The sequence below is a fragment of the Bacillus sp. FSL K6-0069 genome (assembly GCF_038007785.1).
Lineage (GTDB): Bacteria > Bacillota > Bacilli > Bacillales > Bacillaceae_G > Bacillus_A > Bacillus_A mobilis.
The window spans coordinates 670,300-683,003 of sequence record NZ_JBBOXN010000001.1; the positions used below are offsets into that span (position 1 = coordinate 670,300).

At 35.2% G+C, this 12,704-nt stretch carries 14 protein-coding genes; 13 read left to right on the forward strand and 1 reads right to left on the reverse strand.

All coding sequences use genetic code 11. From position 1 onward, the window contains the following. Positions 1-57 precede the first annotated feature (57 nt). The 12 genes from MHB74_RS03345 (at position 58) to MHB74_RS03400 (ending at position 11,092) form a co-directional block, all read left to right on the forward strand. Positions 58-744 (forward strand): CPBP family intramembrane glutamic endopeptidase, encoded by a 687-nt coding sequence (locus MHB74_RS03345; RefSeq protein ID WP_061676367.1) that lies wholly within the window; start codon positions 58-60, stop codon positions 742-744. Between the two features lie 23 nt (positions 745-767). Continuing rightward, positions 768-1,739: a phosphotransferase enzyme family protein gene (locus MHB74_RS03350; RefSeq protein ID WP_061676366.1), complete on the forward strand. Its 972-nt coding sequence runs from the start codon at positions 768-770 to the stop codon at positions 1,737-1,739. Positions 1,740-1,897: 158 nt separating this feature from the next. Continuing rightward, the gene (locus MHB74_RS03355; RefSeq protein WP_061676365.1) at positions 1,898-3,358 is read left to right on the forward strand and encodes an alanine/glycine:cation symporter family protein; all 1,461 of its coding nucleotides are present in this window, start codon (positions 1,898-1,900) and stop codon (positions 3,356-3,358) included. Positions 3,359-3,494: 136 nt separating this feature from the next. Further along, on the forward strand, positions 3,495-4,223 hold the full coding sequence (locus MHB74_RS03360) for an amino acid ABC transporter ATP-binding protein (RefSeq protein WP_242242660.1): 729 nt from the start codon (positions 3,495-3,497) through the stop codon (positions 4,221-4,223). A 12-nt stretch (positions 4,224-4,235) separates the two neighbouring features. Beyond that, positions 4,236-5,066, forward strand: a complete 831-nt coding sequence (gene glnH / locus MHB74_RS03365; RefSeq protein WP_061676363.1) for a glutamine ABC transporter substrate-binding protein GlnH — start codon at positions 4,236-4,238, stop codon at positions 5,064-5,066. 99 nt (positions 5,067-5,165) lie between these two features. Then, the gene (locus MHB74_RS03370; RefSeq protein WP_061676362.1) at positions 5,166-5,822 is read left to right on the forward strand and encodes an amino acid ABC transporter permease; all 657 of its coding nucleotides are present in this window, start codon (positions 5,166-5,168) and stop codon (positions 5,820-5,822) included. Continuing rightward, positions 5,823-6,467 (forward strand): amino acid ABC transporter permease, encoded by a 645-nt coding sequence (locus tag MHB74_RS03375; protein WP_061676361.1) that lies wholly within the window; start codon positions 5,823-5,825, stop codon positions 6,465-6,467. Between the two features lie 205 nt (positions 6,468-6,672). Further along, positions 6,673-8,100 carry an amino acid permease gene (locus tag MHB74_RS03380; protein WP_061676360.1) on the forward strand — a complete coding sequence of 476 codons (1,428 nt, stop codon included), beginning with the start codon at positions 6,673-6,675 and terminating at the stop codon, positions 8,098-8,100. Continuing rightward, positions 8,075-8,452, forward strand: coding sequence for an OsmC family protein (locus MHB74_RS03385; RefSeq protein ID WP_061676359.1), 378 nt, complete (start codon positions 8,075-8,077; stop codon positions 8,450-8,452). The genes MHB74_RS03380 and MHB74_RS03385 overlap by 26 nt, the downstream gene beginning before the upstream one ends. A gap of 11 nt (positions 8,453-8,463) precedes the next feature. Beyond that, positions 8,464-8,949, forward strand: a complete 486-nt coding sequence (locus MHB74_RS03390; protein ID WP_098373963.1) for an HIT family protein — start codon at positions 8,464-8,466, stop codon at positions 8,947-8,949. 177 nt (positions 8,950-9,126) lie between these two features. Then, positions 9,127-9,684, forward strand: a complete 558-nt coding sequence (locus tag MHB74_RS03395) for an RNA polymerase sigma factor (protein ID WP_061676357.1) — start codon at positions 9,127-9,129, stop codon at positions 9,682-9,684. Continuing rightward, positions 9,650-11,092, forward strand: a complete 1,443-nt coding sequence (locus MHB74_RS03400; protein WP_061676356.1) for an anti-sigma factor — start codon at positions 9,650-9,652, stop codon at positions 11,090-11,092. Before MHB74_RS03395 ends, MHB74_RS03400 begins: the two co-directional genes overlap by 35 nt. A 29-nt stretch (positions 11,093-11,121) precedes the next feature. On the opposite strand, the gene MHB74_RS03405 is transcribed toward MHB74_RS03400, so the two are convergent. Further along, complete coding sequence (locus tag MHB74_RS03405) at positions 11,122-12,102, reverse strand: helix-turn-helix transcriptional regulator (protein ID WP_141658019.1); 981 nt, start codon at positions 12,100-12,102, stop codon at positions 11,122-11,124. An 80-nt stretch (positions 12,103-12,182) separates the two neighbouring features. Here MHB74_RS03405 and MHB74_RS03410 point away from each other — a divergent pair, with 80 nt between their 5' ends. Beyond that, positions 12,183-12,704 (forward strand): dihydrofolate reductase family protein, encoded by a 522-nt coding sequence (locus MHB74_RS03410; protein WP_000085843.1) that lies wholly within the window; start codon positions 12,183-12,185, stop codon positions 12,702-12,704.

Genomic DNA, 12,704 nt, shown 5'->3' on the forward strand with positions numbered 1-12,704 from the left:
AAGTTACGTAACGTCATCTTTTATACTATAGAAAATAGGATATAGGGGATGATATAGATGACTTTGAGGCATATGTGGGGATGGAAAGAAATTTTATATTTATTTGTGTTTGTATTCGTTATTGTCCCAGTAACAGTTGAATCTCTTTTTTATGAATATGCTTTAAAAATAATAGGGAACTCATTATATGCTGGAGTGTTAATGGGATTTATAATGGCGTTGATATTTACTACTGTAGTTTATCTTTTTTGTATAAAAAGATATCAACTTTCATGGAAAGATATTGGAATTCGAAAGCTTTCATGGAAAGATTTTTTATGGACAGTTATAACATTGATTACCTTAATTGTAGTTAGTATTGCTGTATTAATGATAATGGAGAAAATGGGTATTTCTTTTGAAAATAGTAAAACGGAGACGGTTCAAAATGATAAATCAATATATTCATTCTGTATCGCGGTAATTGGAGCAGCAGTTATATCACCAATTTATGAAGAGATTTTATATCGAGGTGTTTTTTATACATTTTTCCGTGATAAATATGGTACATGGGGTGGAGTGCTTATAAGTTCTATAATATTTACTGTTGTTCATATTCCAACATATAACACATTACCAGTGAATTTTTTTAGTGGAGTAGTATTTGCGTGGTTATATGAGAAAACAAATTCTATTTTATCAGCTATGATTGCCCACGCACTATTTAATTTCATAGCAGTACTTCTCACATTTGTGTCGAATTAAGAAGATATATAGGAGGGATACATATGGAAATAGCAGTAGAACGAGTTTTTACAAGAGAGATTTTAGCGGGGGCAGCAAAGGCATTTCATGTAACAGCGGAAGAGAAGCCACTTGGAGATTTTGAAAATTATATTTTTAAGGCGAAGGGTGATGGTGGTGAAGATTATGTATTACGTTTAACGCACTCTTCTCATCGTTCAAAAAAAGAAGTCGAAGCTGAACTAGATTTTCTACGGTATGTTGCGGAGAATGGGGCAAAGGTAGCAGGACCTCTTTACTCAGTGTCTCAAAATCTTGTAGAAGAAATAGGAGCGGAAGATGGCACTTTCTTTTTTGCTTCTTTATTTACATATGCAAAAGGTGAGCAAGTAAAAGGAGAAGAATCGCCTTATTGGGGGGAGACTTATTTTGAAGCATGGGGAAAAGCAATTGGTCAACTGCATCGCCTAACAATGAACTATCCAAAAACAGATTATCGTGATACGTGGGAAGAAGATGAAAGTGGCATTGTGAATGAATTAGAAGATGATCAAGTGAAAAGGATTGCAGCGGTATTAATGGATGAAATAAAGGCTCTGCCAATTGAAAGGGAAACGTTCGGTCTTATGCACGGTGACATTCATCCAGGTAATTTTCATTATGATGGAAAAGAGCTAACAATCTTTGATTTTGATGATGCGGCTTATAATTACTTTATACATGATTTAGCGATGGTTCTCTATTACTCTGTTTTATTTACACCGTGGACAGTGGAGGAGAAGACTGATTTTGCTCGTAAACAGCTACAAGTGTTAAGAAAAGGGTACGAATATGAACATAAGCTGGCGGATAGTTGGTATGAATCGTTACCGCTATTTTTACGCTTACGCGATATAGGTTTATATGGCACGCTCCAAAAGAAGTTTAAGGGGAAAGATATGCCAGATAACTTCCGGGAATTATCTAAAGAATTATATGAAAGAATTATAAGCAAAGAAGCGATTGTGAATATATAATACATTTTGTTCAAAATAAAGTATATAAAATAAATATATACTTTGTTTTTTTATACAAAAATATGTTTGTTTTATTAAAATAATATTGTCATAGATTCGGTATACATTTATAATTTTTATATATTCTGAAAATTCTTTATAAAGAAGGAGGGGGAATATTGGAGGCTATCGTAAATTGGATAAATAATATTGTTTGGAGTCCAGCACTTGTTTATTTATGTCTAGGAGTAGGGTTATATTTTTCCATTCGAACGAGGTTTTTACAAGTAAGGCATGTAGGAGAAATGGTGAAGCTGACATTTAAAGGAGAAAAATCAGAGGCTGGTGTTTCTTCGTTTCAAGCGTTAGCGCTTTCGTTATCAGGACGCGTTGGGACAGGGAATATCGCTGGGGTAGCAACAGCGGTTGCATTCGGTGGACCAGGAGCTGTATTTTGGATGTGGGCAGTAGCCTTTTTAGGAGCAGGATCAGCTTATGTAGAATCAACACTCGCGCAAATATATAAGACGAAACATCAAGGACAGTTCCGTGGTGGACCTGCTTATTACATTGAAAAAGGTTTAGGTGTGAAATGGTATGCATTAGTATTCGTTGCAGCGACAATTATTGCAACGGGGCTCTTATTGCCAGGTGTGCAAGCAAATAGTATTGCCGTAAGTTTAGAAACAGCTTTTGGAATTAACACTACCGTATCAGGGGCTTTATTAGTAGTTGTATTAGCTATTATCATCTTTGGTGGCGTAAAGCGAATCGTTAACGTTGCACAAGTTGTCGTACCGTTTATGGCAGTTGGTTATATTTTAGTAGCTTGCGTTATTGTTGCTATGAATATTGAAAAATTGCCAGAAGCATTTATGTTAATTATAAGAAGTGCTTTTGCATTAGAAGCGGCTTTCGGTGGTATTATCGGTTTAGCAATTTCTTGGGGAGTAAAACGTGGTATTTATTCCAACGAAGCAGGACAAGGGACTGGACCACATGCAGCAGCTGCTGCGGAAGTATCACATCCAGCTAAACAAGGTTTAGTGCAAGCATTTTCCGTTTACATTGATACATTATTTGTTTGTTCAGCAACAGCATTTATGATGATTATTACAGGCATGTATAACGTGTTTGATGCAAGCGGAAAAAACTTTATCGTAAATAAATTAAATGGTGCTCAGCCAGGACCAGGATATACACAGGCAGCGGTAGAATCTGTTTTCCCTGGATTTGGAAACGGTTTCGTTGCAATCTCGTTACTATTCTTTGCATTTACAACAATTATGGCGTATTACTACATTGCAGAAACGAATATCGCGTACTTAAATCGAGATAAAGACCGTCCTTGGCTGTCTATGGTACTAAAGTTTGTATTTTTAGGAGCTGTATTCTACGGCTGTATAAAAACAGCAGCAACGGCTTGGGCTTTAGGTGACATCGGTGTAGGAATTATGGCATGGGTAAATATCATTGCGATTTTACTATTACAAAAACCTGCACTAGTTGCATTAAAGGATTATGAAAAGCAGAAAAAGGAAGGAAAAGATCCAGTATTTGATCCAGGGCCATTAGGAATTAAAAATGCTGATTTCTGGGAGCATGAATACGGGAAAGATAAGAAAGAAGAAGTATCTTAATAGAATAGAAATGGAGAAGCAAAGGGACAATCCCTTTGCTTTTTTTATGGACAAAATAAGGCTGGAAGTTATTTTTTTGCCCATTTTTGAATATAAAAAGAATGTACATGCTTTGTTAGGGGAAGGGGGGAGTATGTTGATAGAGTTTCGTAATGTAAATAAATATTATGGTACCTTTCAAGTTTTAAAAGATATTAATGTACAAGTGAAAAAAGGTGAAGTGGTAGTAGTTGTTGGGCCGTCCGGATCAGGAAAAAGTACGTTGCTACGGTGTATAAATCAGTTAGAGACAATTACAGATGGAGCGTTAATTGTACAAGGTACGGAAGTACACAATGCAAAAACAGATATGAATGAATTACGCCGAAATATTGGAATGGTCTTTCAACATTTTTATTTATATCCACATAAAACAGTTCTTCAAAATATTACACTAGCACCGATTAAAGTAAATAAAGTTTCAAAAGAAGAAGCTGAGAAAACAGCGATGTTTTATTTAGAGAAGGTAGGAATCCCGGAGAAGGCTAGTGTATACCCACATCAACTATCTGGAGGACAACAGCAAAGGGTAGCAATTGCTAGGGGGCTCGCAATGCAGCCAGAAATTATGCTATTTGATGAGCCTACGTCTGCCCTTGATCCAGAGATGATCGGAGAAGTACTTGATGTTATGAAAACGCTAGCTAAAGAAGGGATGACGATGGTCGTTGTCACGCATGAAATGGGATTTGCGCGAGAAGTGGCAGATCGGATCTTATTTATGGATGATGGCAAGATCATTGAGGATACAACACCGGCGCAATTTTTTGCAAGTCCTGAACAAGAAAGGGCGCGTCTATTTTTAAGAAGAGTGTTAAATCATTAAAGGAGGAATTTCATGCTTAAAATGAAAAAGTTATTTACGTTAATCGTATTCTCATGTTTATTCGTACTTGTCGTTGCTGGATGTGGAAGTAAAAAAGATGAGGCGAAAGAAACGAATACGAAGCAAGGCGGGGCTGTGGAGCAAATTAAAAAGCGCGGGAAGCTAGTAGTTGGGGTGAAGAATGATACGAACTTATTTGGATTGAAAAATCCTTCAACCGGGCAAGTAGAAGGGTTTGATGTTGATATCGCAAAGGCGCTTGCGAAAAAAATCCTTGGAGATGAAAAGAAACTAGAATTAAAAGAAGTAACGTCTAAAACGCGTATTCCACTACTGAAAAACGGTGATATTGATGCAATTATCGCAACGATGACAATTACGGAAGAACGTAAAAAGGAAGTAGATTTTTCAGATGTATATTTTAAAGCAGGGCAATCGTTACTTGTGAAAAAAGGAAGCGATATTAAAAATATTGATGATGTGAAAAAAGGTGTGAAAGTGTTAGCGGTAAAAGGCTCAACGTCTACAAATAATATACGCCAAAAATCTCCAGAGTCGACTGTATTAGAATTTGAAAATTACAGTGAGGCATTTACGGCGTTAAAAGCAGGGAAAGGCGATGTTTTAACGACAGATAACGCAATTCTTTACGGCATGGCAAAACAAGATTCGAATTATGAAGTTGTAGGGAAAATTTTCACGGATGAGCCGTACGGAATTGCAGTACAAAAAGGTGCAGAGGATTTAACGAAAGAGATTAATAGCTTGCTAAAAGATATGAAGGCGAACGGGGAGTACGACAAATTGTATGAGAAATGGATTGGGCAAAAACAAGAGAAATAAAGTGATAGTTTCATTAATGGAGCTTTATTCTCATCGATAAATAGTAAGAGGATGAGGGGGATGCTCATCCTCTTCTTGTAAAGAAAGAGGGGAGAATATGTGCCTGATTTTTCTATATTGACGAATAATATTGATATGTATTTAGAGGGCTTTAAATATACAGTTATGTCTAGTGTAATTGCGTTAATAGGCAGCTTTATTTTGGGAGTCATTTTGGCTGTAATGCGTATTGCACCTATTCGTATTTTAAATTGGATAGGATCAGCTTTTGTAGAGTTTGTAAGAAATATTCCACTCGTATTAATTGCATTTATATTTTATTTCGCTTTACCTGTAATAGGAATTACTTTAAATGGTTTTGTAGCAGGGACAGTAACGCTTACCGTATATACGGCAGCGTTTATTGCGGAAGTTATTCGCGCTGGTATTCTATCAGTCGCAAAAGGTCAGATGGAAGCAGCACGGTCTTCAGGATTAACGTATGTACAGGGAATGTATTATGTTGTTTTACCCCAGGCGATGAAAATCGTAATCCCTCCTTTAGGAAATCAATTTCTCAATTTAGTAAAAAACTCTTCCATACTCGGAATTATCGCTGGTACGGATTTAATGTATCAAGGAGACTTAATTTCAACGAAGACATTTGTTACGTTCGACGTCTATATATTTGTCGGGGTGTTTTATTTAATATTAACAATTCCGCTCAGTATGCTAGTGCGTTATTTAGAAAAACGCTTAGCAAAGGAGGCGGTGTAAATGGATTTTAAGGGAGCAATAACAGGTGATCATATTCTGTTTTTATTAAAAGGATTACTTATAACGTTAGAGGTAGCGCTCGTAGCAATTGTACTTAGCTTTATTATTGGTAGTGTAATAGGGATATTGCGCTACATGAAAATACCTGTCGCCTCACAAGTATTAGGAATTATCGTTGAAGTAATTCGAAATTTACCACTACTTTTAATTATATTTTTCACGTATTTTGCACTCCCAGAAGTAGGATTGAAATTAGAAATTATAACAGCTGTGATTGTTGCTTTAACAGTATTTGAAGCAGCAATGATATCTGAAATTGTTCGAAGTGGTCTATTATCGATTGAAAAGGGGCAGATTGAGGCTGCAAGATCTTCAGGATTAACGTATGTTCAAGCACTTTGGCATATTATTTTGCCACAAGCATTAAGGAGAATGGTCCCGCCGCTTGTTAGTCAGTTTATTTCATTGCTGAAAGATACATCATTAGCAGTTGGTATATCACTGCCAGAACTTATGCATAATGCTCAAATTATTAGCGGACAGAATGTAAATTATATGATTCCAACGTTTATAGTAGTAGCTTGTATGTATTTTATCGTAAATTATAGTTTATCAATTTTATCGAGAAGATTAGAACTCCGTTAACCCTTACAATATATGTAAGGGTTTTTTCCTTGTTTATCCTTATTTCCCTCTAATTAGAATCTGAATCTCGTTATAATTCGATTTTTTATATTATTTTATCAGAAAAGTTTTAATTTTATATAGAAATTGTAACCGCTTTCGTGTATATTTTTATTATCAGAAAATTTTAACAAGATATAGGGGTATCGGTAGGGGGAGGATTTAGATGCAGCAACCAACAAATGAGAAATTACATCGTACGATGAAGAGTAGACATTTATTTATGATCGCATTAGGTGGTGTAATCGGAACTGGTTTTTTCTTAGGTTCAGGTTACACCATTAATCAGGCTGGACCAGGGGGAGCCATCCTTTCATATTTAGTGGGCGGATTTATTATGTATTTAACAATGCTTTGTCTTGGAGAGTTAACGGTAGCAATGCCAGTTTCAGGCTCTTTCCAAAAGTATGCGACGAAGTTTATTGGACCAGGAACGGGCTTTATGATCGGCTGGCTATATTGGCTTGGCTGGGCAGTAACAGTAGGACTAGAATTAACGTCAATCGGTTTAATGATGAAAAGATGGTTTCCGAATGTTGATGTTTGGGTATGGTGTCTTGTATTCGGCGTTATTTTATATGCTTCAAACGCTATCTCAGCAAAGAGTTATGCTGAATTAGAGTTTTGGTTCTCTAGTATTAAAGTAGTTACAATTCTTGCATTTGTTGTTCTTGGTGGTAGTGCATTATTAGGTTTTATATCATATGACGGAAAAGAAGCAGCACCTCTTTTCTCTAACTTTGTAAGCGATGGTGGATTATTCCCGAATGGACTAGCTGCTGTATTACTTACAATGATTACAGTTAACTTCTCGTTCCAAGGAACAGAGTTAATCGGGATTGCAGCGGGAGAAAGTGAAAATCCAGAAAAAACAATTCCACGTGCGATTCGTAATACAGTATGGCGTATTATGTTATTCTTCATTTTAACAATGACAATTTTAGTCGGATTAATTTCTTGGAAGGAAGCTGGCGTAATTGAAAGTCCATTTGTAGTTGTATTTGATAAAATTGGTATTCCGTACGCAGCTGATATTATGAACTTCGTTATTATTACAGCATTACTATCTGTAGCGAATTCAGGATTATATGCGGCAACTCGTATATTATGGTCACTTGCAAATGAAGGAATGGCACCAACTTCTTTCAAAAAAGTAAATAAACGAGGTATTCCAATTACAGCGCTAGTCGTAACGATTGCGGTAGCAGGGTTATCTTTATTCACAAGCTTCCTTGCAGAAGATACAGTATACATGTACTTATTATCTATAGCTGGTTTATCAGCTGTATCAAGTTGGATTATTATTGCTCTATCGCAACTTCGCTTTAGAAGTCAGTATATAAAAGGCGGAGGAAAGTTAGAGGACTTAAAGTATAGAACACCGTTATATCCAATTGTTCCTATTTTAGCTTTAATTACAAATAGTATCGTTGTTATTAGTTTAGCGTTTATTCCAGAACAACGAATGGCGTTATACTGTGGTATTCCATTTATCATTTTCTGCTATATATATTATTATATGAGTAAGAAAAGGAAGAAACCGATGAAAGTGGAGATGGAAAATACAAATGAAACTAACAATCAAACACGATGATATAGAAGCAGATTTATCGTATGGTCCATTAGCGATTGGAAAAGAAAATGGGTATTCACCGTTACAATTACTCGTTTCTTCTATCGCAGGATGTAGTGCAATTGTCTTTCGAACAATTTTAGAAAAGAAACGTATTACATACGATACGTTTACAATTGAAACGAAAATTGGTAGAAGTGAAGCTTTATCAAAACCAGTTGAAAGTGTTCATTTGCACTATAAAATTAAAGCACAAAACATTACAGAAGAGCAATTGGACAAAGCGCTACAACTTGCAGTGAAAAATTGCACGATTGTTCAATCGGTAAAAGATAGTATAAAGGTTACGGAAACAATTGAATTAATAAAGTGAAACATAAAAACGTGAGAATACGGCTCTCACGTTTTTATGTTTTTAACAGAGGGGGAAGTATTATGGGCTGTTTAGGCTGTAAATTAGCAAACGAAGAGGAAAAAATATATAAAGTATATGAAGATGAGTATGTAACATGCTTTTTAGATCATGAACCTTTCTATCCAGGACATACTTTAATTGTGCCAAAGCAGCATGTTGTTGAAGTGGACGAATTAGATGATGTTATAGCGAAATCAATTATGGATGCTTCTAAGCTGATTGCAAAAGCGATTAAATCATTATATAAACCAGATGGAATTACAGTTTGTCAAAATGGTGGAATCTTTAATGAGTTAACGCATTACCATATGCATGTCGTACCGAGATATAAAGAGCGCTCGTTTGCCGAGTTTTATATGGTACAACTAGGAGAAAAGAAGAATCATAACTTGGAAGAGACACAGAATTTGCTACAAGAAGCGATAGAGCAAATACTGCTTACTAAAAAGGCTTAAGAGGAATGTTCTTAAGGGAACAGCCAGTAGAATCCTAATAAACAAAAGCCCAATTTCTCAGTTAAAATAGAGAAATTGGGCTTTTTTATTATATTATTAAATTTTATATATAAACGGATTTTGTAGTGTCACAAAGTATATTGCCCATTCGTTATATAGAGTGAGAGGAGGAATTATATGAAAGTCACAAACAACGATTATGAAAAGATGGAAGAGCTATACGAGTTGTACGAGCAAAAAATTTATTATGTAGCGTATTCCATTTTAAATAATATTCAGCAGGCTGAAGATGCAGTTCAAGAGACGTTTATTACTCTTTATAAGAATTTGGAAAAGCTCCATAGCTTGAATACTGAAGAGCTTAAACGCTACATTTTGAGGATTGCGAAAAACAAGGCGATTGATAGTTATCGGAAAAATAAACGACATGAAACATTTCTAGAAGAATATGAAAGAGAATCAATAGAAGCAGTAGATGAAAATATCGAAGAGTGGGAAAAACGTAAAATGTCTGAGGTTCAAATTGATAAATTGCTAAAAGAGTTAAACGAATCTAACAGACAGGTGTTTAAGTACAAAGTCTTCTATAACTTAACGTATCAAGAAATTTCAAGCGTTATGGGAATAACTGAGGCTAATGCCCGCAAGCAGTTTGAACGCGCTCGAAAACGAGTCCAAAATATGATAGGAGGTATACAACATGACGAATTCAAAGAACTCCAAAGAAATATATGAACTTGCTGAAAAAATTGCTTTAGATGATTTTGATAAACTCGAAGAACAACATGAATTTTCACATACATATACGCGCAAAAAGAAATTGTTTATGGAGGAAATGAAGCTGAAAGATGGACAACCGCAGAAAAAGCGTAAAAGACATCGTATGTTAATCGCTGCAGCTTGCTTATTGATCGGCATGCCGACAACCGTTTTTGGTGCAGTAAAAGTCTATAATATGATTGTCCAAAAACAAAATTACGAAGTAAATGTGTCGGTAACAAATAAGGACACGAAAAAGGCTGACAAGTGGTATAAATTGAAAATCGATAAATTACCAGAAAATATGGAAGCAATTGATGACTCTGCTATGAAATATTCATTTAAAGATAACTACGCAAAGGGTGGATTTTCATTCATTCTTTGGAGAGTAGGAAAAGATTCGAGTTTTAAAACGCTGTACTCAAAAAGCTACGAAGAGAAAGAAATAAATGGCAAGAAAGCAGTGATTGTCCATAGAGACACCGGAGGCAAAGAATTACCGTTTAACAGACAGGTCTTTCTGCTTTTTGAGAAAGAGGGGATTATGTTAGAAAGTTTTATTGGAGCCGATGTAAATGAAGAACAAATGATGGATGTCTTAGCGAACATTTCACTTGAGCCCACATCAAAGGAAAAGGCATCATCTATATCAAATTATGATGAAGATCGTTTTAGCAAAGCGAAAGAATCAACAAAACCGAGCGTTATTCCTTTGAAAAAAAATAGCAAACAACTATTTAGCGTAGGTCAAACGGTTCCAGTAACCATAGATAACATTGGGAGTAACAGCAAACTTGAATATGTTATCGAAAAAGTGGAAATCTTTGATTCAATCAAAGATTTTAAACAAGAGAACTTTAATGAATTGGGACTAGAAATACTAAGCGAGAATAAGGCTTTAGATCAGACGAAAAAATTGCTACCGTACAAACGAGATGTATATAAAGTTGGAAATGGTAAAGATTCAATTGACGAATTAGTAGAGTCAAAGTCCGTTAATCTCAAATTTGTCTACCTGACAACAACAGTGAAAAACATTGATAAACAGGCGACAAAAGAAATCTATATGCATCCACGCATACAAATGCTTACATCTAAAAATAATGCATGGAACTATGCTGGAAAAGATGGGATTGCCGAAAAAAGTATTATGACGGGCGAAGTTGATTATTTAGAACCTCACGGAGATGGAAAAAGCTTTTATAATATTGGTAGTATCACACCAGGGAAAACGGTGAAAGTTAACTTAGGTTATTTTGTAGATGAAGATAAACTAGATTCAATCTTCCTTGATGCTTTCAATTACAGAGGGACTGGCGACACTGAAAATATGAATGCGAAACATCGTTGGTGGTTTGACATTCGTCAACAGTCAAACAACTAGGAACAACTAGACTAAAAAGCTGCTTATATTTAGCAGCTTTTTTCGTCTTCATACATATGTAAAATTTCTTTCGCGCGCATACGTAAACCATCTATTAATTCTTTCGGTTTTAAAACTCTTGCATCTTTTCCAAGTCTATAAAATAAAGGGGTAATAAAGTTAATTTCTCCTTTATCTATTGTTGAATGTATATATCCTGTTCCGTCTTCGTTTACTACCACGAATTCTTCAAGGTAAGGAACGCTTTTACATTGGCGCACGCCTTCTGTCGTTAATAAAACATGTAACTGGGTAAGAATGTTTATGACGTTAGAGTTAGAGCCGAACCATTCTTCTAAATTCATGAACGTACTTTCATTTTCTTCTGTTGATAATATAGAAAGAATACGATCAACACGATACAGTAATACTTTTTTTCTGCTGAAGTCATAGGATGGTAAGTACCATAGCCCATCGTGAGCGTATACACCGATAGGATGAACATGTTTTGTTTTTATCCCCGATTTAGATTCATATTGAAAGTGTAAATTTTTATTTTCGATAGCCGCGGTTAACACTTCGTTTAATAGAGGGGTATCAATTGTTCTCTTCGGATTCCAAAAAGCGATATAAGAACGTATTTTATCAACTTTTGCTTTCGCATCATGTTGTAGAGAGCTATACAGTTTATGCGTAACGGAGTTGATTTCTGTGTTAAAAGGCAAGTCCCTGTAGTAGCTTAAAGACTGAAAAGCAAAAAAGATGGATACTGCTTCTTCTTCGGTAAATAAAATAGGGGGAATGACTTTATTCGTTAATACTTTATATCCTCCATTGCGACCTTGTTCTGCATAAATAGGTAATCCCATATCGCTTAAATCTAAAATGTATCTATGGACAGTACGAACGGAAATATTAAATTCATCAGCTATTTCTTGAGCTGTAAATGTTCTTTTTGTAGAAGCGAATATAAGAATATCTAATAAGCGTTTAGCTTTTGACAAATGTATCACCTTTTTCTTTTTAAACATGACATAAATTGTCGTGTTTTATTGATAGTATATTGATTACATCATAATGTAATCAAGATGAGATGCAAGGAGGAAAAGAGATGTCACGTGAAGTTGTTTTATTTATAGCCGCTAGTTTGGATGGATATATTGCGAAAGAGAATGATGATTTAGAGTGGTTAATGGAAACCGAAGGAGAGGGAGATAACGGTTATACAGAAATGTATGAAACGATTGATACAATAATTATGGGAAAAAGAACGTACGATTATGTAGTAGAGCATACGGAAACATTCCCTTACTTAGATAAAGCATGTTATGTTTTTTCTCGTTCAGAAAAAGGTTCAGACGGAAACGTGGAGTTTGTAAATGAAGATGTAGTGGAGTTTACTAAAAGGTTAAAAGCACAAGAAGGATCTAAAATATGGATGGTCGGTGGAGGAAGTCTACTGAGTGAGTTCTTTAAAAATAATCTAATTGATGAATATATCGTTACGATTACACCGCATATATTAGGTTCTGGAGTTCCATTATTTCAAGACAAGAATCCAGAAATTAATTTAACTTTAACCGATACGAAACGTTTTGGGCAATTTGTAAATTTATATTATAAAGTAAAATGA